The 23660-nt window shown below is 46.2% G+C and carries 16 protein-coding genes, 2 tRNA genes and 1 other annotated feature; of the genes, 17 read left to right on the top strand and 1 reads right to left on the bottom strand.

Annotation, left to right across the window (positions count from 1 at the left end):
- Positions 1–50: 50 nt before the first annotated feature.
- The 3 genes from NSQ66_RS22740 (at position 51) to NSQ66_RS22730 (ending at position 5475) form a co-directional block, all read left to right on the top strand.
- On the top strand, positions 51–563 hold the full coding sequence (locus NSQ66_RS22740; protein WP_051491297.1) for a DivIVA domain-containing protein: 513 nt from the start codon (positions 51–53) through the stop codon (positions 561–563).
- A 185-nt stretch (positions 564–748) separates the two neighbouring features.
- Positions 749–1023, top strand: a binding site (T-box leader).
- Between the two features lie 733 nt (positions 1024–1756).
- Positions 1757–4849: an isoleucine--tRNA ligase gene (gene ileS, locus NSQ66_RS22735; protein ID WP_076141844.1), complete on the top strand. Its 3093-nt coding sequence runs from the start codon at positions 1757–1759 to the stop codon at positions 4847–4849.
- 329 nt (positions 4850–5178) lie between these two features.
- The gene (locus tag NSQ66_RS22730; protein ID WP_051491300.1) at positions 5179–5475 is read left to right on the top strand and encodes a DUF5665 domain-containing protein; all 297 of its coding nucleotides are present in this window, start codon (positions 5179–5181) and stop codon (positions 5473–5475) included.
- 92 nt (positions 5476–5567) lie between these two features.
- Here the strand turns inward: NSQ66_RS22730 and NSQ66_RS22725 are convergent, their stop codons facing one another.
- Positions 5568–6290: a TraR/DksA C4-type zinc finger protein gene (locus NSQ66_RS22725; RefSeq protein WP_036683605.1), complete on the bottom strand. Its 723-nt coding sequence runs from the start codon at positions 6288–6290 to the stop codon at positions 5568–5570.
- Positions 6291–6536: 246 nt separating this feature from the next.
- On the opposite strand from NSQ66_RS22725, the gene lspA reads away from it, so the two are divergent.
- From lspA to NSQ66_RS22655, 14 genes are all read left to right on the top strand, one after another.
- Positions 6537–7049, top strand: a complete 513-nt coding sequence (lspA, locus tag NSQ66_RS22720; protein ID WP_036683603.1) for a signal peptidase II — start codon at positions 6537–6539, stop codon at positions 7047–7049.
- On the top strand, positions 7042–8013 hold the full coding sequence (locus NSQ66_RS22715; RefSeq protein WP_076141841.1) for an RluA family pseudouridine synthase: 972 nt from the start codon (positions 7042–7044) through the stop codon (positions 8011–8013). Before lspA ends, NSQ66_RS22715 begins: the two co-directional genes overlap by 8 nt.
- A gap of 205 nt (positions 8014–8218) precedes the next feature.
- Positions 8219–9472: an LL-diaminopimelate aminotransferase gene (locus tag NSQ66_RS22710; RefSeq protein ID WP_038572841.1), complete on the top strand. Its 1254-nt coding sequence runs from the start codon at positions 8219–8221 to the stop codon at positions 9470–9472.
- 992 nt (positions 9473–10464) lie between these two features.
- The gene (gene pyrR, locus NSQ66_RS22705; protein ID WP_036683379.1) at positions 10465–11028 is read left to right on the top strand and encodes a bifunctional pyr operon transcriptional regulator/uracil phosphoribosyltransferase PyrR; all 564 of its coding nucleotides are present in this window, start codon (positions 10465–10467) and stop codon (positions 11026–11028) included.
- 4 nt (positions 11029–11032) lie between these two features.
- Entirely contained in the window at positions 11033–11938 is a 906-nt protein-coding gene (locus tag NSQ66_RS22700) for an aspartate carbamoyltransferase catalytic subunit (RefSeq protein WP_036683376.1), read from the top strand.
- A 109-nt stretch (positions 11939–12047) separates the two neighbouring features.
- Positions 12048–13331, top strand: a complete 1284-nt coding sequence (locus tag NSQ66_RS22695) for a dihydroorotase (RefSeq protein ID WP_076275667.1) — start codon at positions 12048–12050, stop codon at positions 13329–13331.
- 115 nt (positions 13332–13446) lie between these two features.
- Positions 13447–14628 (top strand): glutamine-hydrolyzing carbamoyl-phosphate synthase small subunit, encoded by a 1182-nt coding sequence (locus tag NSQ66_RS22690; RefSeq protein WP_076275666.1) that lies wholly within the window; start codon positions 13447–13449, stop codon positions 14626–14628.
- A gap of 1 nt (position 14629) precedes the next feature.
- Positions 14630–17857, top strand: coding sequence for a carbamoyl-phosphate synthase large subunit (gene carB, locus NSQ66_RS22685; RefSeq protein ID WP_036683372.1), 3228 nt, complete (start codon positions 14630–14632; stop codon positions 17855–17857).
- Between the two features lie 111 nt (positions 17858–17968).
- Positions 17969–18715 (top strand): orotidine-5'-phosphate decarboxylase, encoded by a 747-nt coding sequence (gene pyrF, locus NSQ66_RS22680; RefSeq protein ID WP_036683371.1) that lies wholly within the window; start codon positions 17969–17971, stop codon positions 18713–18715.
- Positions 18712–19350, top strand: a complete 639-nt coding sequence (gene pyrE / locus NSQ66_RS22675; protein ID WP_036683370.1) for an orotate phosphoribosyltransferase — start codon at positions 18712–18714, stop codon at positions 19348–19350. The genes pyrF and pyrE overlap by 4 nt, the downstream gene beginning before the upstream one ends.
- Before the next feature lie 1061 nt (positions 19351–20411).
- Positions 20412–21899 carry an extracellular solute-binding protein gene (locus tag NSQ66_RS22670; RefSeq protein ID WP_076275665.1) on the top strand — a complete coding sequence of 496 codons (1488 nt, stop codon included), beginning with the start codon at positions 20412–20414 and terminating at the stop codon, positions 21897–21899.
- A 359-nt stretch (positions 21900–22258) separates the two neighbouring features.
- Positions 22259–22335, top strand: a tRNA-Met gene (locus NSQ66_RS22665).
- 44 nt (positions 22336–22379) lie between these two features.
- A tRNA-Ile gene (locus NSQ66_RS22660) sits at positions 22380–22453 on the top strand.
- Between the two features lie 698 nt (positions 22454–23151).
- Positions 23152–23655, top strand: coding sequence for a hypothetical protein (locus NSQ66_RS22655; RefSeq protein WP_076098561.1), 504 nt, complete (start codon positions 23152–23154; stop codon positions 23653–23655).
- Positions 23656–23660: the final 5 nt, after the last annotated feature.

Raw genomic sequence — 23660 nt, 5'->3', positions numbered from 1 at the left:
GTTGCGATATAGAGATAAAGAAGGTCCGAAATTTCTAGGAGGTGCACAGCATGCCATTAACACCGCTCGATATACATAACAAGGAGTTTTCTCGGAGACTTCGCGGTTATGATGAGGACGAGGTCAACGAATTTCTAGATCAAGTGATCAAGGATTACGAAAGCGTCATCCGTGAGAACAAGGAACTGCAGAATCAGCTTTTGTCTATTCAAGAGCGTCTGGATCATTTTGTGAATATTGAAGAAAGTTTATCGAAGACGATCTTAGTCGCTCAGGAAGCGGCGGATGATGTGAAGAACAACTCCAAGAAGGAATCCCAGCTCATTATCAAGGAAGCGGAGAAAAACGCCGATCGGATTATTAACGAAGCGTTATCCAAATCCCGTAAGGTTGCTATTGAGACTGAAGAATTGCGTAAGCAAGCTTCGATCTATCGCACTCGTTTCCGGACATTAGTGGAAGCTCAGCTGGAGCTGTTATCACAGGATGACTGGAATGCCTTAGAGAGTCGTGAGGCGAGCGAGAACGTAGCCTTCAAGGATGATGTTCTTCATCGCATCTAAAGGTTTCAGACGATAATTGGCTAAATAGAGGGAGCTATTCCCTCTATTTTTATTTTCCGATAAAATAGACCATAATAAAGTGAACTCCATGCGCAAGTACGTCCTTAATAGCTAGATTGGGCGAATGGCTGTTGACATTTAGATTCAAAAAGTCTATAAATAGAACATATCTGTATAATGTTTATATGTATTCGATGACGGGACAAGTACGACAAGGTAACGTTCTCCAGAGAGTCGGCGATTGCTGAGAGCCGATTGTTCGAGCCCTGCCGGAAGATCTTCCCCTAGAAGTTAAGCTGAAGCGTTGATCGTGCGTAAGCTTAACCGTCTGCCGGACGTTACACCGGACCTGTGCACAAGATTTACGCGCAGGACTGAGATTGTGCTGAATACACTCCCCTTAAGGATGTGCTCATGCGCAGAATTAGGGTGGTATCGCGAGCGTCGTCTCGCCCCTTTGGGGGTGGGATGACGCTTATTTTGTTGTTCCGGGGCGGCCATCCCCCTAAATCCCCCTTTCTAAGGGGGACCCCAAGGGCTGCCGCCCTCTGGACACCCGCAAAGTAAAGCCTCGTGCAAATAGGTACGGTGGTGGAAACAAACGGACTCATGTGGCTGAACGAGCGGCCCTTCTTAGGCTCCCCTGGCGGGTTCGCCTGCGGGGCCTTAACGGCAAGAGCGGTGCGCGACCAGCTGCGCAAGGTCGCGAAATGGCGCCCCGAGCGATTGCTGCCCTGCGGGATCGCGGCTCGGGAGCCAGGGCAAGAGCGGTGCGACCAGCTGCGCAAGGTCGCTCATTGGCACCCCGAGCGATTGCTGCCCTAACGGGATCACGGTTCGGGTGCCCGGAAAGAAGGGGCGGTTGCTGCGCAATGCCGCCGAAGCCCCCGAGCGATTGCTGCCCTACGGGATCGCGGCTCGGGAGCCAGGGCAAGAGCGGTGCGCGACCAGCTGCGCAAGGTCGCTCATTGGCGCCCCGAGCGATTGCTGCCCTAACGGGATCGCGGCTCGGGAGCCAGGGCAAGAGCGGTGCGCGACCAGCTGCGCAAGGTCGCGAAATGGCGCCCCGAGCGATTGCTGCCCTACGGGATCGCAGCTCGGGTGCCAGGGCAAAGAAGTGGCAGCTGCTGCCAGGATCGCCCAAGGATCGAAAAGAGCTTTATAGACTAATCCATGAAAGGATTGACCATCACATGCAAAAAGTAGATGTCAGAGAAAAGGCGCGGGCAAGAGATGTCCGCATATTGAAGAAATGGAACGAAGAGAATACGTTCCGCAAGTCCATGGAGAACCGTGAGGGACGTCCAAACTATGTATTCTATGAAGGTCCGCCAACAGCAAACGGTGCGCCGCATATCGGACACGTGCTGGGACGGGTAATCAAGGATTTCATCGGTCGTTACCAGACAATGAAAGGTTACCGCGTAGTACGTAAAGCAGGCTGGGATACACACGGTCTGCCAGTAGAACTAGGCGTACAAAAGAAGCTTGGCATCTCCGGTAAACAAGAGATTGAGGAATATGGCGTAGAAAAATTCATCCAGGAATGTAAAGACAGCGTCTTCGGTTATGAGAAGCAATGGCGTGAATTTACAGAAGCAATCGGATACTGGACGGATTTAGATAATCCTTACGTAACCTTGGATAACACCTATATCGAAAGTGTATGGAACATCTTGGCTACAGTGCATGAGAACGGGTTGCTTTACCGCGGACACCGTGTTAGCCCGTATTGCCCGAGCTGCCAGACTACATTAAGCTCGCATGAAGTTGCCCAAGGCTACAAAACCGTTAAGGATCTCAGTGCAACTGCGAAGTTCAAGCTGGATGACAGCGGAGACTACGTATTGGCTTGGACGACAACACCTTGGACCTTGCCAGCCCATATGGCGCTAGCTATGAACCCGGACATGGATTATGTACGTGTGCAACAAGAAGATGGTGTGTACATCGTTGCTAAAAACTTGGTCGAAGAAGTAATGAAAGGCGAGCACACAGTCCTTTCTACACATAAAGGTTCCGAGTTTATCGGTAAAACTTACGCACCTCCATTCGGATATATTAAGGCAGAGAAAAGTAATGTTATCGTAGGTGCTTCTTTCGTTACAGATTCCAGTGGTACAGGGATCGTACACATGGCACCAGCACATGGTGAAGATGACTACAAGACTTGCCGTGAGAATGGCATCAGCTTCGTAAATGTGGTTGATAATTCCGGTAAGTATACGGATGTAGTTTCTGATTTTGCGGGACGTTTTGTTAAGGATTGCGATCTGGATATCATTAAGGTTTTGTCTGAAAAAGGATTGCTTTACGGTAAAGAGAAATACGAGCATAGCTATCCGTTCTGCTGGCGTTGTGATACACCACTTTTGTATTACGCAACAGACAGCTGGTTCATCAACACTACAGCGATCAAAGATCAGCTGATTGCTAACAACAACAGTGTGGCTTGGTACCCTGAGCATGTACGTGAAGGTCGTTTCGGGAAGTTCTTGGATGAACTGGTTGACTGGAATATCAGCCGTAACCGTTATTGGGGTACACCCCTCAACGTCTGGGTATGTCAAGAAACGGGCAAAGAGTTTGCACCACACAGCATTGAAGAGCTAAGAGCGATGGCGATTGGTGATGTTCCGGAAGATATCGAGCTGCATAAACCTTTCGTGGATAAGATCAAGCTGCGCAGTCCGTTTAGCGAAGGTGCAGAGATGGTTCGCACATCGGAAGTGATCGACGTATGGTTCGACAGTGGCTCAATGCCTTTTGCACAAAGCCATTATCCATTTGAGAACGAGGATAAGCTGAATGATCAGTACCCGGCAGATATGATCTGTGAAGGGATCGACCAGACCCGCGGATGGTTCTACAGCTTGCTTGCAGTATCCACCTTGTTTAAGGGTAAAGCTCCATATAAAGCAGTTATTGCTCACGGTCATATCCTCGATGAGAATGGTCAAAAAATGTCCAAATCCAAAGGCAATGTTATTGATCCTTGGGAAATCATGAACGATTACGGCACGGATGCATTCCGTTGGGCTATTTTGTCCGACAGTGCACCGTGGAATAATAAACGTTTCTCGCGTGGTCTTGTAGGTGAGACAAAATCTAAAGTAGTGGATACGCTGGTGAACACACATGCCTTCTTAACGCTTTATGCGGGCATCGATGGATACGACCCAGCCGATCATCCTTTTAAGGTATCAAAACATAAGCTGGACCGCTGGATCCTGTCCCATCTGAACAGCTTGATTCTTTTGGTGGATAAAGGACTTGCGGTAAATGACTTCGTGAATACGTCTAGAGCGATTGAGAACTTTGTGGATGAGCTGAGCAACTGGTATATCCGTCGTTCCCGTGACCGCTTCTGGGGTAGTGGTCTAGGTGAAGATAAATTGGATGCTTACCGTACGTTGACTCATGTGCTTTTGGCGACAGCGACTTTGATGGCTCCATTTACACCGATGTTGTCCGAAGATATCTTCACGAACCTTGGCGGCGGAGAAAGTGTGCATTTGGCAGACTACCCGGTTGCTGACGAGAACTTGATCGATAAAGAGCTGGAAGAGGATATGGAAAGTGCAAGACAGATCGTTGAGCTGGCGCGTAACGTACGTAACGAAACAGGCATTAAGAATCGTCAACCGCTGTCCGAGCTGATCGTTTCGATGAACCGTGACTTCCATTTGTCTGAGTATGAAGAGATCATCAAAGACGAGATCAACATCAAGAACATCGTGCTGGAGAACAGTGACAGCGGATTTGTTGATTTCACACTCAAGCTGAATCTTAAGGTTGCCGGTAAAAAATACGGTAAAAACGTAGGCTTCCTGCAAGGCTTTCTGAAAGCTATGGATAGTGACTCTACCCGTAAAGCGGTGCAAGACGGCTCAATCGCGATTGCGACACCTGAAGGTGAAGAGCTTGTAATCACTTCTGAAGAGCTGCTTGTTGAAAAACAAGCCAAAGCAGGTTTCGCCGCAGCTTCCGGATATGGAGTTACGGTTGCGCTCAATACCGAAATCACGCCTGAGCTTGAACAAGAAGGCTGGGTTCGTGAGATCATTCGTGCGGTTCAAGATTACCGTAAACGTCTGGATCTGCCGATCGAGAAACGGATCGCACTCACTTTGAAGTTAGACGATGAGCTAAAAGCAGCTGTTACAGCATTTGACAATGTACTGCGAGACAATGTACTTGTGACTACGGTTGATTTTGATGGAGAACATGCTTTTGAGACGGTAGAAGTCGGTGATAAATCCATCGGTATCCATATCGAAGCATAATTCTGCATTACCTGTCCCAAAACAGCATATACTAGCGGCATAAGTGTAAACGGAGATCTTCCGTTTATGCGGGAAATATAGTCTTTATATTTCGGCGCAAAACTAACGAGTCCCGAGCTTAAGGAGATGAATTCTCTTTGGCCGGGCTCGTTTACTTTGTAGCGAAGGAAAGACATAGGAGAGGAGCCGTAGCTGTGGAGGGAAACAAGAGGAGAATCTCCATTAAGACATCCGGCAATAAGAATAACCCAGACAAGGAAAAGGAGAATAAGGCTTTTCCTGAAGTTAATCCTGAGTATCTAACAGCAGATCCGCGTAATCCCGAGGATATTCCGCTGGAAGAAAAAATGAATACGATGTACCGATTGACCTTTGAGTGGGCTCATATTTTGGAAAAATCCCGAATTTATCAATATACGGATCTGCTATATTCACCTTGGCGGTTGATTTGGAGAAATATTTTATTTGGAGCAGCTCGGGGAGTTGGGATCGCACTGGGTTTTACTTTTTTTGCGGCAACGATTATTTACATCCTTCAGGGACTAGGCGCGCTCAATCTACCGATCATTGGGGATTATATTGCGGATATTGTGCGGATCGTACAGCGTCAGCTAGAATTCAAATAGCCATCGAAACGTTAAGATTAAAAACAGCGAACCATTCCTTAAAACTGGAACAGTACGCCGTTTAAATGATTTTGTGTATGGGACATCTGTGTTTAGTCTTCCTCGAGAGGATCAAGACTATGGGTTGCCTCGTCACTGTCCAAATAACGCTGGTAGCTCCGTCCCGGCACTACAATCAGATTGTTGCCCGTGATATCAGTGGCGATAAAGTTCTCCCAAGGCTCTACGCAGCCTTCCAGCTCATCGGCTTCAATCTCCATATCATTATAAGAATCAATATTGTTGCCCTCCGCCATGGCGGGAGAATTCGAGGTACCCCAGCTTTCAACAATCTGCCAGGCATCCTCGCCGTCAAAACCGTTTTGATCGTCGCGCTCATCCAGACTGGTGCGTCCGAAAGGTGGAGATAACAGCTCCTCTTCCACTGGACGAGTGAAAGGTGCGTTTTGCCGCGGGTTGTGCTCTTTACAATAAAGTGTGGAAGGGATGGCAGATAAACGTTCAAAAGGGATCGGCTCACCACTAGCCTTGCATATCCCATAAGTGCCATTATCCATAGCGGATAAAGCAGCTTCAATATCGTCCAGCTCATGCTCGTCCCGTTCTAACAGTGAAATGTCCATGGAGCGATTATACAAATCGGTGGCTGCATCTCCTGGATGGTTGTCATTCTCGGAAAGTTCTCCGGAACCATCCCGCATGGATTCATCTAAGCCGTAATGCTCATTATTCTGAAGCCTGCGCTGAATCGTATCCCGATCTTTTTCCAATCGTGCACGTAGCTCTGAGAGCTGCTGTACTGTCAGGTGCGTCATAATGAGAAAGCTCCTTTCTGTACCTTTTATAAGAATCATTCCGACTTGCCGGATAACACCGGATGGTTCTTCTGTTAGGTTGACCGGAGAGCAGGGATTTTACCGCTGGAAAATAGTCCCCAAGATTGAACTTAGCGGATGTCCCGCAATAGACGATTCTTTAAGGGCTGTGCTACAATATACAAGTCTTTAAACAGTATTCGTACCGCATTTAGCGGGAAAAATAAGAACGGAGTGACAACTTCTGTGGTGTACTATTTGATTGCTCTTATTGTATTTTTGGTGGATCAAGGGACAAAGTATCTCATTGCTACACGTCTGGAGATCGGAGAACAGATTTCTGTGATCGGAGATTTTTTCCTGATTACCTCTCATCGCAATCGCGGGGCTGCTTTTGGGATTCTCGAAGGTCAGCAATGGTTCTTCTTTCTAGTTACGGTTGTAGTGGTTAGTGGTATCGTTTGGTATTTGAACAAGACTAGACACTCGCGGAAGCTGTTATCTGTTGCCCTAGGGCTTGTACTGGGTGGAGCTATCGGTAACTTCCTGGACCGGATAATCAATGGTGAGGTTGTTGATTTCCTTCTGTTCAATTTTGGGAGCTATAGCTTCCCGATTTTTAATGTGGCGGATTCTTGTATCGTCATTGGGGTTGGATTGATTCTTCTGGATTCTTTTCGTGACCTTAAAAACGGCGAAGAAATTACAGAAATAAAAGAAGTAAAAGAAGCAAAGGAAGTAAGAGAAGGGAATGAATGATTTGAATAAAGACGTCAATCACCAAGCGGCATCTACGAGCGAAGAAGAGAGGGACGTCACGGAATGGACCGTTTCGGCAGAGAACGCGCGGGAGCGAATCGATAAATATATTACGGAATCATGGGAAGATGAAATTTCCCGTTCTCAGGTGCAGCTGTGGATCAGCGGCGGTAACGTTACGGTTAATGGCAAGCCAGTGAAAGCCAATTATAAGCTATCGGAAGGCGACGTGGTTAGCGTTGTTGTCCCTGAAGCAGAAGTAACGGATTTGATCGCGGAGAACATTCCTCTTGAAGTTGTATATGAAGACAGCGATGTCATTGTGATTAATAAACCTCGGGGCATGGTTGTGCACCCAGCTGCGGGACATCCGGCAGGCACCTTGGTAAATGCGCTGATGTATCACTGTAAGGATCTGTCCGGCATTAACGGTGAGATTCGTCCAGGCATTGTACATCGGATCGATAAGGATACCTCTGGTCTTATCATGGTGGCTAAGAATGATGCCAGTCATGCCTCACTTGCCGCACAGCTTAAAGAGCATAGTGTTACGCGCCGATATATTGCAGTCGTACACGGCAACTTGTCGCATGATAAGGGCACTGTTGACGCACCGATTGGCAGAGATCCACATGATCGCAAGCTATACACAGTAACCGAAAAGAACAGCAAAAAATCCGTGACCCATTTTACAGTAATGGAACGCTTCGGAGATTGTACACTGCTGGAGCTGCAGCTGGAGACTGGCCGCACGCATCAGATCAGGGTACATATGAAGTTCATTGGCCATCCACTTGTAGGCGATCCGATATATGGACGCAGCAAGGGCACTACGATGAATGGACAAGCGTTGCATGCGGCGGTGCTCGGATTTATTCATCCTACCACAGGTGAATATAAAGAATTCAGCAGACCTATTCCGGAGGACATGGAAGAAGTCCTGTTCACACTACGCAGCAGATAAGTACAAATGAAGTGATAATTAGTCTATGGTATTGAACACTACTTTACGGCATATTTAAAAACATAAGGATAAAGAAAGGGTAATGCCTTATTCTTTATCCTTATTTTTATAATGAAACGGATATCCGGAAACATACGCCATCCAAGGGACGGCGAAGCCGTTTCTTTTAAAAGTAGAATAGATATTCAGGAGATGAGATGACAGTATGAGTATTGAACAATACCAAGATAGCTTCATTCAGACTAATTTTGCAGACCGCATCGGCGGTGCCGATTATGGCAAAGACACTTCGATTTATAAATTCGAGAAAATCAAACGTGCTAAAGCATCCGCAAAACAGGATTTTCCAAACATTGAACTAATTGATATGGGCGTAGGCGAGCCGGATGAGATGGCTGATGCGGGTATCGTAGCTAAGCTTGCTGAAGAAGCAGCGAAGGAAGAAAACCGCGGATATGCGGACAACGGAATTGCCGAATTCAAGACTGCTGCTGCTGAATATTTGCGGGAAGTTTTCCGGGTGGAAGGTATTGATCCAGATACGGAGGTAGTTCACTCCATCGGATCGAAGCCTGCGCTGGCTATGTTGCCATCTTGTTTCATCAATCCAGGTGATATCACGATTATGACCGTGCCGGGTTATCCAGTCTTGGGTACACATACTAAATATTTGGGTGGACAAGTATTTACGGTGGAGCTGAAGAAGGAGAACAAATTTCTTCCAGATCTGAATGAAATTCCGGAAGACATTGCTCGTAAAGCTAAGCTTCTTTATCTAAACTATCCAAACAATCCAACGGGTGCTAGTGCCACTCCTGAGTTTTTTGCTGAGGTCGTTGCATGGGCGAAAAAATACGATGTAGTGGTTATTCATGATGCTCCTTATGCTGCCTTGACCTATGACGGTTTGAAGCCACTTAGCTTCCTCTCCGTACCAGGTGCAAAGGATGTGGGTGTAGAGCTGCATTCTCTTTCTAAGTCTTACAATATGACGGGCTGGAGAATTGGTTTTGTGGCTGGCAATCCGCTAGTGGTTAAAGCTTTCAGCGATGTGAAGGATAATAACGATTCCGGCCAATTTATCGCGATTCAAAAAGCAGCGGCTTATGGTCTTGCTCATCCGGAGATTACTGAAGCGATTGCGGATAAATACTCCCGTCGTCACAACCTGCTGGTTGATGCACTGAACAGCCTCGGCTTTAAAGCTGAGAAGCCAAAAGGTTCCTTCTTCCTGTATGTCGCTGCACCTAAGGGAATCAAAGACGGCCGTCGCTTTGAATCCGGTGAAGATTTCTCCCAATTCCTGATTCGTGAGAAGCTGATCTCCACTGTGCCTTGGGATGATGCAGGTCCGTTTGTTCGTTTCTCCGTTACCTTTATTGCTAAAGGTGAAGAGGAAGAGAGACGTGTCATCTCTGAAATTCAAAGACGTCTTAGCGATGTGGAATTTGAGTTTTAAGCATTGTTATTGAAATTAATGAGGCTGTCCGAAAAGTAGTGAATTCTACTTTGGGGCAGCTTCTTTTTTATGGAATAGGAAATGTGGATGTTGCTGTGCCTTATGACTATAAGCCGCGTGTCGTGTTCTGTACTATTGGGGTGGGTGGTGGATGAATGGCTGTGTGTGATTTTCGTACAGCTTGCAGTAGATGATTTGTGGTAGCTGTGACGGTGGAATTTGTGCAGTGGACTTGTGTGGCGGACTTGTGTGGTGGACTTGTGTGGTGAGCTATATGCGTTCTGTGTTTGTGCGAAGTAAAGAGTGGGTTATAAACTAATTAGGGAAAAACTCCCTGAAATTAGCCGATATTCGCTCTGAATTTACGAAACCAGGGAAAAACTCCCTAATAATCAGGGGGTTTTCTATATTAATCACTGAATCGGCCAACAATTAGGGAAGTTTTCCCTAATTACAAGTCTGATGAACAGAAATCACTGACTTTCAGGGAGAAATTCCCTAATTACTATATAAGAACCTCACCAATTGCATCATTTTCAGCATTACTAGGTGCGCCTCTTGAACCATTTGGACATCAAGTAGTGTTAAGAACATAAACGAGGCTGTCCAAAAAGCGATGAAACGGCTATTTGGGTTCAGCCTCGTTTTTTATGCAGATATACTGAGTACCGCTTTCCCCTTGTTGTTAATAGAAGTAAGGAAGAGAAGTGCAAAAGTTTAGGCAGAGAAAGTTGACATGAGGGGGTTGTTCTGTCATAATTCTTGTTAAATGAATAGCGCCTTTAATTCAGTCCTGTGAGGCTGGCAAGGTAACGTGAATCGAGGTTCGCGACTCTTAGAAAGGTATCCGTGTGTAAATACGGAACTGTCTTTTTATGCGCGCGGCCGTCATCTTCCTCATCTGCGGATTTCACTCCTTGCCTGTTATAGGCAAGGAGTTTTTTGATTTCCGGGAACTTGAATAGGCGAACAAGCTGGAGGGTGACAAGATTATGGTTACTGAGAAAAATGTCATTATGGATGAAACGGCGATCCGCCGGGCCTTATCGCGTATTGCTCATGAGATTTTGGAGAAGAACAAAGGTATCGAAAATTGTCTGCTGGTCGGCATTCGGACACGAGGTGTGTATCTGGCACAGCGTATCGCTGAGCGCATCAAGGAGATTGAAGGCGTCGAGATTCCATACGGTGAGCTGGATATCACACATTACCGGGATGATCGTGAAGTGGAAGGCAGTGAAGCAGTAGTGAAGAGTAACGTCGTTATTACTTCAGGAAGTGCTGGCATCCATGATCAGAAAGTCATTTTGTTCGATGATGTACTTTACACCGGACGCACCATCCGCGCGGCGATGGACGCTTTGATGGATTGCGGACGCCCACGAATGATTCAACTGGCAGTACTGGCTGACCGCGGACACCGCGAGCTGCCGATCCGGCCGGACTACATCGGTAAGAATGTACCTACCTCAAAGCACGAGCAGATTGAAGTGGCGCTGAAGGAATACGACGGCAAAGATGAGGTCTACATTATTTCAAACCGGGAGGAACGATAACATCATGACACTTACCAAGGTAAAGGAACGTAGTCTGCTGGGAATCAAAGAGCTTGACCGGTCGGAAATTATCCAACTGCTTGACAGAACAGCATTTTGGGACAATCAAAGTGAAAAGCTGACGCCCATCTTGAACTCCCATTTTATTTCTAACATGTTTTTTGAGAACAGCACACGCACACGCTTCTCTTTCGAGATGGCAGAGAAACGACTAGGTGCGCAAGTACTTAATTTTACGGCTGCAGCTTCTAGTGTAGAAAAAGGGGAGTCGATCTACGATACAGTGCGCACACTGGAATCGATGGGGATCGATGCCGGAGTTGTGCGTTTGAAGCCTGCAGGTGTGCTGCAGCAGTTAGCTGAGAAGGTGTCCATACCGCTTATCAATGCGGGCGACGGTAACAATGAACATCCTACGCAGGCGCTGCTTGATTTATACACCATGACCAAAACCTTTGGGGAACTAAAAGGCCTGACAGTCTCCATCATTGGGGACATTATGCATAGCCGCGTAGCGCGTTCTAATCTCTGGGGGCTTACGAAAATGGGAGCCAAGGTGCAGTTCTGCGCACCGGATAATATGAAGGCTCCTGAGCTTATGGAGTATGCGCCTTACGTAACTATGGAAGAAGCTCTTAAAGCGGATGTAGTAATGATGCTTCGAGTACAGCTTGAGCGCCATACTTCCGGCATTAAGCTGTCTGCTGAAGATTACCGTAGCCACTATGGTCTAACAGAAGAGCGGGCAGCTAAGCTCGCCAAAGACACAATCATTATGCATCCAGCTCCGGTTAACCGGAATCTAGAGATTGATGATGCAGTAGTAGAGTGCAGTCAATCGCGGATTTTCCCGCAAATGTCTAATGGCGTACCGGTCCGGATGGCGGTTCTCGAAAGAGCTTTACTATAAGCTTACAGAATGCTAACGTATAGAGACTAATAAATATACACAAAGATGAATTTTTATTATATAATAACGAGAGGGCCCGCAGCTGTGATCTGAGGGTAAAGGTAGAATCATGACAGTGATTATTAGAAACGCCAGCGTATTGAATAAGGAAGGCTTGCTTGAGCGCAAACACATCGAACTACAGGATGGTGTGATCTCGGCTATAATCGACGGAAATGAAGCTATCGGAGAAGCCACGGAGATCATTGATGCTGAAGGTAAGCTGCTTATTCCGGGACTCATTGATATGCATGTGCACTTGCGTGAACCGGGATTTGAACACAAGGAAACAGTGGAAACCGGAAGTCGCTCAGCTGCTAAAGGCGGATTTACAACCATTGCATGTATGCCAAATACTCGTCCGGTGACAGATAGCCCGGAGATCGTGCAATTTGTGAAAGACAAGGCGCGTGAAGCAGGACTAGTTAAAGTGCTTCCTTATGCAGCCATTACGAAAAATGAGCTCGGACGTGAGTTGACGGATTTTGCGGCGCTCAAAGAAGCTGGAGCTATTGGTTATACAGACGACGGTGTGGGCGTACAAAGTGCTCAAATGATGAAAGATGCAATGAACATCGCAGCATCGCTCGATATGCCAGTCATTGCTCACTGCGAAGATAACTCGCTGGTTGAGGGCTGCTGTGTAGCTGAAGGTGAGTTCGCTAAGAAGCATGGCCTCAAAGGAATTCCGAATGAGTCAGAAGCGATCCATGTTGGACGCGATATTTTGCTGGCAGAAGCGACAGGCGTTCATTACCATGTATGCCATGTCAGTACTGAACAGTCGGTGCGGCTGATTCGCCAAGCAAAAGAGATCGGTATTAAAGTAACTGCTGAGGTATGTCCGCATCACTTGCTTCTTGCTGAAGACGATATTCCAGGCCTGGATGCCAATTGGAAAATGAACCCGCCGCTGCGCTCCCGCCGCGATGTTGAGGCGTGTATCGAAGGGTTGCTTGATGGCACACTAGATATGATTGTTACAGATCATGCGCCACATAGTGAGGAAGAGAAAGCAAAAGGAATGCAGCTGGCACCTTTTGGTATCGTTGGATTCGAGACAGCTTTCCCACTCTTATACACAGCGTTTGTAGAAACCGGAAAATGGGATTTATCCTTACTAGTACAAAGAATGACTGCCGATCCTGCACGGGTATTCAGATTGAACACCGGGGTTATGGAGATCGGAGCTCCTGCAGATTTGACACTGATCGATCTGGAGCAGGAAAAAGAAGTAGACCCAAGTTCCTTCGCAAGCAAAGGACGTAACACTCCTTTTGGCGGCTGGAAGCTTAAGGGTTGGCCGGTAAAAACTTGGGTGGACGGCAAAGCCGTATGGACTGAGAAAAACTAGCGGACTGGTGAGGCGAAATTGCTGATCTTTGCGGATCAGCAATTTGAGCGCGTACACTCCGGAAGGCATGCAAGGCATACGTATTAGACTACAGAACATGAAGGAGTGGAAGGGAATGCAGGCGAGATTGCTGCTTCAAGACGGAACTTTATTTACAGGTACCGCATTTGGCGCTGAAGGTGAAAAGACAGGCGAGGTTGTTTTTAACACAGGAATTACAGGATATCAAGAGGTGCTGTCTGACCCTTCATATTGCGGGCAAATCGTTACCATGACGTACCCATTGATCGGGAACTACGGGATTACGCGGGATGATTTCGAATCTGTTCGACCTTTCGTACACGGTTTTGTAGTGCGTCGTCATGAAGAAGTTCCAAGTAACTGGCGCGCAGAATACAGTGTGGACGACCTGCTGAAAGAATATGATATTCCTGGAATCAGCGAGATTGATACCCGGATGTTGACGCGGATTATTCGCCACTACGGAACAATGAAGGCGATTCTGACTACCTCTAATAAACGTGTAGAGGAATTGATGGAAATGATGGGCGACACTTCAATTGAAGAACTGCGCAATCAGGTAGCACGCACATCTACTCCAAGCATGTACAATAGCCCAGGAACTAAAGAACGCATCGTGCTGGTAGATTACGGAGCGAAGGCTGGTATCTTACGCGAGTTGAACAATCGCGGTTGTGATGTTGTAGTTGTACCTCATGACGTAACTGCTGATGAGATTCGTCGCCTCAATCCAGATGGTATCCAGCTGTCCAACGGCCCTGGGGACCCGAAAGACGTTCCACACGCAGTGAAGGCGATCTCAGAATTGCTTGGTGAATACCCAATCTTCGGTATCTGCTTAGGTCACCAGCTGTTTGCACTGGCTTGTGGCGCGGATACAGAGAAGCTGAAATTCGGACACCGTGGCGGTAACCATCCGGTTAAAGAATTGGAGAGCGGACGTTGCTTCATTACTTCTCAGAACCATGGCTACACAGTGAATGAAGACTCTGTGAAGAGCACGGATCTAGAGGTTACTCACATTAATAATAATGATAAGACCGTTGAAGGACTTAAACATACCCGTTATCCTGCGTTTTCAGTACAGTACCATCCAGAAGCAGCACCGGGACCTCATGACAGCAGCTACTTATTCGATCGTTTCTTACAGATGATCGCTGATCATAAAGCTAACACACCTGTAAGCTCGCGCCAGGCGCAGCTTGCGGCAAACGCCAGAATCACGGCGCCAAAACCTACAGTAAAACAGCTTGAAGCCGTGAAAGGAGCTCTATAACATGCCTAAGAATGAAAAGCTTAAAAAAATATTAGTAATCGGTTCTGGACCGATTGTTATCGGGCAAGCCGCAGAATTTGACTATGCCGGAACGCAGGCCTGTCAGGCCCTGAAAGAAGAAGGCGTCGAAGTTGTGCTGATCAACAGTAACCCAGCGACTATCATGACTGACACCAATATGGCTGATAAAGTTTATATCGAGCCGATTACCCTTGAATTCGTAACTGGCATCATCCGTCAGGAGCGCCCAGATGGCTTGTTGCCAACTTTGGGAGGACAGACAGGTCTTAATATGGCTGTAGAATTGGCTCGTGCAGGAGTACTAGAGCAAGAGAATGTTAAGCTTCTAGGTACCCAGCTTGAGTCCATCGAAAAAGCAGAGGATCGCGATTTGTTCCGTGATCTGATGCGCGAACTGGAACAGCCTGTACCAGAGAGCACTATTATTACCACAGTAGATGAAGCGATGAAATTCGCTGAGGAAATTGGTTTCCCTCTAATTGTACGCCCGGCCTATACGCTTGGCGGCACCGGCGGCGGGATCTGCGACAACGAAGAAGAGCTGCTTGAGACTGTCAAAGCAGGTATTCGTTATAGCCCGATCGGACAATGTTTGGTGGAGAAAAGTATTGCCGGCATGAAGGAAGTTGAATACGAGGTTATGCGTGATGCGAACGACAACTGTATCGTTGTCTGCAACATGGAGAACTTCGACCCGGTAGGTGTGCATACAGGTGACAGTATCGTTGTGGCACCTAGCCAAACGTTATCCGATCGTGAATATCAAATGCTGCGCAGCGCTTCACTCAAAATCATTCGTGCGCTGAATATCGAGGGTGGCTGCAACGTGCAGTTCGCACTGGATCCGCAAAGCTATCAATATTATGTAATCGAAGTAAATCCACGTGTCAGCCGCTCTTCGGCTTTGGCTTCGAAAGCAACCGGTTATCCGATTGCCAAAATGGCTGCCAAAATCGCGCTTGGTTACACACTTGATGAAATCGTCAATCCAGTTACTGGACAGACCTATGCTTGCTTCGAGCCTACACTTGACTATATCGTAAGCAAAATCCCACGCTGGCCGTTCGACAAGTTCATTCATGCGAACCGTAAGCTGGGCACACAAATGAAAGCAACTGGAGAAGTTATGGCCATCGGTCGTACCTTCGAAGAGTCCATTCATAAAGCAATTCGTTCCCTGGAAATCGGTGTACACCGTTTCCGCCTGCCGGGCGCTGAAGATTTGGAAGAAAGCGTCCTGCGTGAACGTCTGGCAAAACCTGATGATGAGCGGTTGTTCTTGATCGCGGAAGCCTTCCGCCGCGGATTTGGCTTGCAAGAGATTCAAGATATCACTAACGTGGACTGGTGGTTCCTGTCCAAGATCGAGGGATTGATCAACTTTGAAGAGGTTATCCGTGGGGATGAAAGCTTATCAGCAGAAACCCTGTATCAAGCTAAACGCAGAGGTTTTACAGACCGTGCGATTGCTGAGATTCGTGCAGAAGGACAAGCGAACGTTAAATTCATCAAAGAAGCTGATGTACGCGCGCTTCGTTTAGAGCGAGGATTAACGCCTGTATTCAAAATGGTAGATACCTGTGCGGCTGAGTTCGAAGCTTCTACACCTTACTACTACTCTACTTATGAGACTGAAAATGAAGTCATTCATTCCGATAAACAAAAGGTTATCGTACTTGGATCGGGTCCAATCCGGATCGGTCAAGGGATTGAGTTCGATTACTCCACTGTGCATGCAGTGTGGGCGATTCAGAAGGCAGGTTATGAAGCGGTTATTATCAATAATAACCCTGAGACTGTATCTACGGACTTTAATACTTCGGACCGGTTGTATTTTGAACCCTTATTCTTTGAAGATGTAATGAACGTAATTGCGCAAGAGAATCCGATTGGAGTTATCGTACAATTCGGAGGCCAAACAGCCATTAACCTTGCTGCACCATTAAGTGCGGCTGGCGTTAAGATTCTCGGAACTAGCCTAGACAGTATTGACGAAGCTGAAGACCGGAAGAAATTCGAAGCTTTGCTGGCTCGTCTGGATATTGCCCAACCAAAAGGTAAGACGGTTATCAACGTAGATCAAGCAGTAGAAACTGCACAATCGCTTGGATATCCGGTGCTGGTACGTCCTTCCTATGTACTTGGTGGACGCGCAATGGAAATTGTATATAATGATGCGGAATTGCTTAGCTACATGGTAGAAGCGGTTAAGGTGAATCCGGAGCATCCGGTATTGATTGACCGTTACATGTTAGGTAAAGAGGTTGAGGTAGACGCAATTTGTGACGGTGAGACGGTAGTTATTCCAGGGATCATGGAGCATGTTGAGCGTGCAGGCGTTCACTCCGGTGACTCCATCGCTGTATATCCTCCGCAGTATCTGGATGAAGGTCTGAAAGCAAAAATTGCTGAGATCACAATCAAGATTGCTAAGGAACTGAAAACGATTGGTCTGGTCAACATCCAGTTCGTCATCTATCAGAATGAAGTGTACGTAATTGAAGTAAATCCGCGTTCATCGCGTACGGTTCCATTCTTGAGTAAAGTAACTGGAATTCCAATGGCGCATCTGGCAACCAAAATCATTCTCGGCGGCAAGCTGAAAGATGATGGTTATACAGAAGGTCTATGGCCGGAAAGTGATTATGTATCGGTTAAAGTGCCGGTGTTCTCTTTTGCCAAGCTGCGTAGAGTGGAACCAACACTCGGACCTGAAATGAAATCGACGGGTGAGGTTATGGGCCGCGATAAATTATATGCAAAAGCTTTGTATAAAGGTCTAATCGGAGCAGGAATGAAAATTCCAGCAACTGGCGCTATCATCGTTACAGTGGCAGATAAAGATAAAGCAGAAGCTGTGGAGCTTATGAAAGGCTTCCACTCGCTGGGTTACAAGATCATTGCTACCGGAGGCACCGCTCAAGCGCTTGAAGAAGCAGGTCTCAACGTAATGAACGTGAACAAGCTGGATGAAGGTGCACCGAACATTCTCGACTTGATTCGTGGTGGGCAAGCCAACTTCGTCTTTAATACACTGACTAAAGGGAAAACACCAGAGCGTGATGGATTCCGTATCCGTCGTGAAGCGGTTGAGAATGGCGTCGTATGTATGACATCACTCGATACAGTAACGGCACTGCTCAGAATGCTGCAGACGATCAACTTCTCGTCACAGTCCATGCCTGCTTTTGTCGGACAATTAAACTAATCTCATAAAGATGCATAGGGCGGTTTGCGTTTACGCAGACCGTTCCGCTATGCCTAGGGGCTAATAAATGAAGAGTGTGGATTTAAGTCTGCACTGGATGGGAGAACGGTTATGGGACAGGGAGATGCAAAGTGGAATGAAATGGCGAATCGCTTGATGATCGCCTTGGATTACCCTGATGTTGCTGGGGCAAGAACCTTGATTGACAAGCTGGAAGGGATTCCTTGTTATATGAAAGTGGGAATGCAGCTCTTCTATGCAGCAGGACCGGAATTCATTAATGAACTGAAATCTCGGGGGTATTCTGTATTTGCAGATGTCAAAATGCATGATATTCCTAACACGGTAAAAGGCGGGGCAGAAAGCCTTACGAACCTCGGTGTAGATATGTTTAACGTACATGCCGCAGGAGGCTCGGCAATGATGGCTGCAGCCCGTGAAGGCGCTGCTTCAGTAGTTAATGGGAATGCTACGCTTAAAATGCCTTTGATTATCGCAGTTACACAGCTAACCAGCACGAGCCAAGAAGTGATGAATAACGAAATTGGAATCGCAGGAGACGTAGCAGATACTGTAGTCAGATACGCTAAGCTGGCAGCCGCTGCAGGTCTGGATGGGGTAGTGGCTTCACCGCAAGAGTCTTCAGCGATCGCAGAGGCTTGTGGGCCCGCATTCTGCACAGTTACACCTGGTATCCGCCCAGCAGGTGCATCCCTAGGTGACCAGTCCCGGGTGATGACGCCGGGCAAAGCCATTCAGCAAGGCAGCCACTTCCTGGTGGTGGGCCGTCCTGTTACAACTGCAGCTGATCCACGTCAAGCAGCACTAAATATTATTGAGGAGATGACCCTAGCATGAGTACATTAAATAGAAGTGAACAAGTAGCAAGTTATCTGCTTACGATAGGAGCGGTGGCACTGCGACCGCAGGAGCCTTTTACCTGGACCTCTGGTATTAAGTCCCCGATCTATTGCGATAACCGTCTGACTATGGCTTACCCAGAGGTACGTAACTATATTGCTGATGCCTTCGCTGAGCTTATTAAAAGCCAGTATCCAGATGCAGAGGTGATCGCAGGTACAGCAACCGCAGGCATTCCTCACGCAGCTTGGGTAGCTGATAAACTCAATCTGCCAATGGCTTATATCCGCGATAAAGCTAAAGGTCACGGCAAGCAGAATCAGATCGAAGGCCTAATTAAGCCAGGGCAAAAGGTAGTCGTTATCGAGGACTTGATCTCCACTGGTGGAAGCTCCATCAAAGCAGCACAAGCTGTGCAAGAAGCAGGCGCAGAAGCGTTGGCTGTATTGGCAATCTTCAGCTACGAGCTGGATCGTGCGGTCGATGCTTTTGCTGCCGCTGAAATGCCATTACAAAGCTTGTCCAACTACAGCACATTGATTGATGTGGCTCTTACACAAGGCGAGATCGCAGCTACGGATGTGGAACTGCTGAAATCTTGGAGAAAAGATCCTTCCGCATTTGGCGTTTAAACTAAATATTTGAGTATAGATTGGACGGGCCTCTCACATTTTGGTGGGAGGCTTTTCTTTTTAACTGCACCGAGTGCAATTAAAAGGAAAAGGTGCTCTGACACTCTGGAATACTATACTTTGCCCCGGTGATTCCATTGCGCTGTCGTCTCAAACGCAGAATAGTTGCAGTTCGTGCACTTAAACTAACCTTCCTTAGAAGATCTGGCGATATAGTTGCACTTTGTGCAATTATATCCGCCAGAAATCCGCCGAAAGCACCTAATAACGTTTTTTAACTGTACATAGTGCAATAAAAGGAAGAAGCATAATACATTCGGCTTTAATAGTTGCACAAAGTGCAATTATCCTGCGTAGAAGGGGCGATTTGTGCCGGTCATAGGAAAGGCAGCAGGTTAGTTAGTAGGTTAGTTAGTAGGGAAGGCAAATGCTGTATTGGTAAAAGGAAAAGTAGAGTGGAGTGGAGTGGAGAGTAGGGTTTTGGTGTTTGCATTCACATTCACATTCTGACATTTGGCTGACCTGCGCACTGTCGCTCTGGTATATTGTGCTCTGTCACTCTGGTTTATTGCGCTCTGTCACTCTGGTATATTACGCTCTGTCGCTCTGGTATATTGCGCTCTGTCACACTAGCACTGACACCCGGTGATTTCATCGCACTGTCGTCTCAAACGCAGAATAGTTGCAGTTCGTGCACTTAAACTAACCTTCCTTAGAAGATCTGGCGATATAGTTGCACTTTGTGCAATTATATCCGCCAGAAATCCGCCGAAAGCACCTAGTAACATTTTTTAACTGCACATAGTGCAATTAAAAGGAGAAGCGCAACACACACAGCTGTAATAGTTGCACAAAGTGCAATTATCTTACCGTAGAAAGGCATATCAGGATCCTCAGAAAACTCCCGGAATGTTTTTTATAGAAATAATATGAAGAAATCGTAGCATAACTTTAAACAGCCTGTAACTTCCCCTCCTGAATAAAGCTATATACTGTTACTAGAATTATGGGTAATTATTCATAAGGTGGATGGATTGAGTATTTTATGGGAGGGTTCAAGAATGAATCATATAAATAATAATAGAAGGCTATGGCGGCGCTGGTTAAGCTTTGGAGTATGTGCTGCACTGCTATTGCCTTTAATTTCTGAAAGCAGGCACACAGCTTGGGCGGAGGCTTCTAAGCCATCTACAGAACAGCGTGTACTACGTATTGGCAGCCTCTGGTCTGGAGAGGACGATTCTTCTTTTCGTCAGCAGTTTACAGATATGTATGAATTGCAGCATCCTGAAATCAAACTTGAGATTATTCCAGCCATCAATATGAATGAGCTTCGTTTTGACAGCACCTATCCAGAGGTTAACCCAGATAATCTGGAGAATATCCGAGCAATTATGGGCGGTGCACAGCCAGTTGATGTAATCGTCGGTGATAGTACATTGGTGAAGAGTTTGGTGAAGCATAATCTGGTGCAATCGCTGGAGCCGCTTATCGCACGAGATCAATATGATTTAAGCAATATGGCACCTACAATGTTAAATGGAGTACGTGAGCTGGGTGGAGGAAGTCTTTACGCGTTAGCGCCGACCTTTATGTCGAGTGCGTTATATTTTAACAAAGGTATTTTTGATGCTGCTGGTGTAGGTTATCCGACGGACGGAATGACTTGGGATGAAGTGTTCGCGCTGGCCGAAAAGGTGACCAAGAAATCGACAAATAAAGATAAGCGTATATATGGATTTTCGATGAACCGTTATATGAGCGATCCTTTCTGGGATATGCAGACCTATGTCTCACCGCTTGAGCTTGCTATGTATGACAACAAGGGACATAAGATGGAGGTAAACCAAACACAGTGGAGTCAAGCTTGGACGACCTACAGCCAATTGGTGAAAAAGCAAATTACACCTGGGTTAAACGGTATGGATTTTATAGAAACAGAACGGAGCACCTATAGTCCTGTCCAAGGGGATCTATTCCTTACCGGAAAAGCTGCAATGGTAATTGGAGAATACGATTATCTTAATGAGCTTGCAGGTGTGAGCCGCAATGCAGCAAAAATTAAAAATTACAGTCCCGTCGATTGGGGTTTCGTTACCGTACCTACTTTTAAGGAGAAACCAGGAGTGGCTGTAGGTACTTGGGTAGGTAATATGATGGCTATCAACACTATGGCTGCTAATAAGGAAGATGCTTGGGATTTGATCAAGTTCGTCAACAGTAATGAGGTAGCCAAAATTAAAGCTCATACCCGCGGGGAACTAACTTCCCGTAAGGATTACATTACCACGAAGGTACCTTCAGTAAATCTGGAATCCTTCTATACGCTCAAACCATTACCAGCCAATGATCCTTTGATGAACGTCCTACAAACACAGAAGCCTGGAATTAGCCGTATTAACGATGTTGGGCGCCAACTATTCACAGAAGTTTATCAGGGCAAAAGAACGGTGGAGAGTGCCCTCAAAGCTTGGGAGAAGCAAGGGAATACCATGCTGGGTACGCTCGAAAAAGATCCCACATATTATTTCGACTCTATAGGGGATTAAGTTTTGGAATATGTAGCGGCCACCGGATTTCCGGTGGCTTATTTTGTGGAACTTGGGCATGATAAGTTCAGAGCAGCGTGAGATTAATTTGCAAAAAGGAGAAGAGGGCATCATGAATTGGATATACTTCGCGAAACTGTTCAGAACGAGATTTCAAGCAGGTTGTTTAGCAAAAAGGTTGGAGCAAGATGGCTGGATTTATGGCTACCATGACCCAAGTTTTGTGGAAATTTATCGATCCCGCAAAGGAAGATATGGGGTTAGATTTTTGCCTTGAGAACTTTTACAAATTCATCCTTGACGTAGACCCATTTTGTACTGTATATTATTTATTGTCGCTGTTTGAATATTATTTCTGACGCGGGGTGGAGCAGCCCGGTAGCTCGTCGGGCTCATAACCCGAAGGTCGCAGGTTCAAATCCTGCCCCCGCAACCAATTTTATTACAACAGCAATTGTACATTCGGATATTTTTAGATCCGGGCCCTTAGCTCAGTTGGTTAGAGCGGTCGGCTCATAACCGATTGGTCGGGGGTTCGAGTCCCTCAGGGCCCACTTATCAAAAACCCTTACTTTGTAAGGGTTTTTTGCTGTCTATAAGCTTAGCAATATAAGAAAGTAGAATGGATAAAGAACAGAATTTTGAGTTTGCTAACGGATTTGCTAACGGGAATTATTTTTCTGCAGTTTCGAGCTGTTTTTCAGCGTATTTATTCAGTTCTGCTTCAATTTTATCAACGGCCTCTTCTTGCATGATTGGGAGTAGGTGTGAGTATTATTCGTTGAACATCGCTGGAGTCATACCCAGTCGTTCAGCAGCTACCTTTAGCTTTATATAGTTCCGACCAGAGTAGCAACATACTAAGTCAATTTCCTTGTATGAGTCCTCGTATTCTTTTTTTTAGCCCCGATTTGCGTATAGCGTTCCTTAAGACCATCAATAATATTCTGAAAAACCTTGCAAAGTACCACTGGTTATCATTGTAGCCAATCTAGAATATTTCTAGTGTCATTTGTAGAGTACGGCAGTTTACTTCTCTGCCACTGCCGCTCTTGTTAAGGCGCATGCAGGTAGCTGTTCTTTGTTAGTAGGGGGATTTAATAAATTTTAGTAGAAGTTCTGACATTCATTTTAAATAAATGTTATAATTATTAAATCAGTGTGTAGAGATATTGGTCTTTTTTGTTGGGCCAAAAATATATGTCTCATGATACGTCTGCCATCTGAAATATTATTCACGGAGATGACAAACATGCATGGAGACAAAAGACTGCCCAGAAACGGAAAAGAAGGTATACTATTTTTACTCATTATTTCAATCATTTCAGTAAACACTATTGCCCCTATTATTGTGGGGTTGGAACGTGGCTTCAGTAAGGAAGTGTATATAGATACACTAAAGGTTATTCCGTTTATGTGGATGATCGTAGTTTTATCTGTAAGATTAGTTGCAGGACCGATTGTCGGGAAAGTGATGCCGAAATTCATGGGACAAACAGATGGATTTAATGCAAGGATTCTGTTGAATACTTTATTGAATGTCACGGTGTTATCTATTTTACTATCAATTATTGGCACATGGGTTGGGACGAAACAAATAAGCCTGGATCCACTTAAAAACTTCCTTCACATCTGGCCAAGAAACTTTGGTATAGCATTTTGGATTGAACTGTTGGTTGCGCAGCCGATAGCAAGATTTGCGATGAAAACATTACACGCAAGACAGGATCGAAAAACGGAAAGTGTAAATGCGTAACTAGC

The sequence above is a fragment of the Paenibacillus sp. FSL H3-0329 genome (assembly GCF_037963285.1).
Lineage (GTDB): Bacteria > Bacillota > Bacilli > Paenibacillales > Paenibacillaceae > Paenibacillus_AQ > Paenibacillus_AQ odorifer.
The sequence above is the reverse complement of the archived record's forward strand: the minus strand, read 5'-3'. Positions and strand labels throughout refer to the sequence as shown.

What these genes read in the sequence shown, in the direction of transcription:
- NSQ66_RS22715 (WP_076141841.1), top strand. Translation starts at nt 7,042, where the DNA reads ATGAATGATTTGAATAAAGACGTCAATCACCAAGCGGCATCTACGAGC.
- NSQ66_RS22710 (WP_038572841.1), top strand. Translation starts at nt 8,219, where the DNA reads ATGAGTATTGAACAATACCAAGATAGCTTCATTCAGACTAATTTTGCA.
- pyrE (WP_036683370.1), top strand. Translation starts at nt 18,712, where the DNA reads ATGAGTACATTAAATAGAAGTGAACAAGTAGCAAGTTATCTGCTTACG.
- NSQ66_RS22690 (WP_076275666.1), top strand. Translation starts at nt 13,447, where the DNA reads ATGCAGGCGAGATTGCTGCTTCAAGACGGAACTTTATTTACAGGTACC.
- NSQ66_RS22670 (WP_076275665.1), top strand. Translation starts at nt 20,412, where the DNA reads ATGAATCATATAAATAATAATAGAAGGCTATGGCGGCGCTGGTTAAGC.
- ileS (WP_076141844.1), top strand. Translation starts at nt 1,757, where the DNA reads ATGCAAAAAGTAGATGTCAGAGAAAAGGCGCGGGCAAGAGATGTCCGC.
- carB (WP_036683372.1), top strand. Translation starts at nt 14,630, where the DNA reads ATGCCTAAGAATGAAAAGCTTAAAAAAATATTAGTAATCGGTTCTGGA.
- pyrF (WP_036683371.1), top strand. Translation starts at nt 17,969, where the DNA reads ATGGGACAGGGAGATGCAAAGTGGAATGAAATGGCGAATCGCTTGATG.
- NSQ66_RS22695 (WP_076275667.1), top strand. Translation starts at nt 12,048, where the DNA reads ATGACAGTGATTATTAGAAACGCCAGCGTATTGAATAAGGAAGGCTTG.
- NSQ66_RS22740 (WP_051491297.1), top strand. Translation starts at nt 51, where the DNA reads ATGCCATTAACACCGCTCGATATACATAACAAGGAGTTTTCTCGGAGA.
- pyrR (WP_036683379.1), top strand. Translation starts at nt 10,465, where the DNA reads ATGGTTACTGAGAAAAATGTCATTATGGATGAAACGGCGATCCGCCGG.
- NSQ66_RS22725 (WP_036683605.1), bottom strand. Translation starts at nt 6,290, where the DNA reads ATGACGCACCTGACAGTACAGCAGCTCTCAGAGCTACGTGCACGATTG.
- NSQ66_RS22700 (WP_036683376.1), top strand. Translation starts at nt 11,033, where the DNA reads ATGACACTTACCAAGGTAAAGGAACGTAGTCTGCTGGGAATCAAAGAG.
- NSQ66_RS22655 (WP_076098561.1), top strand. Translation starts at nt 23,152, where the DNA reads ATGCATGGAGACAAAAGACTGCCCAGAAACGGAAAAGAAGGTATACTA.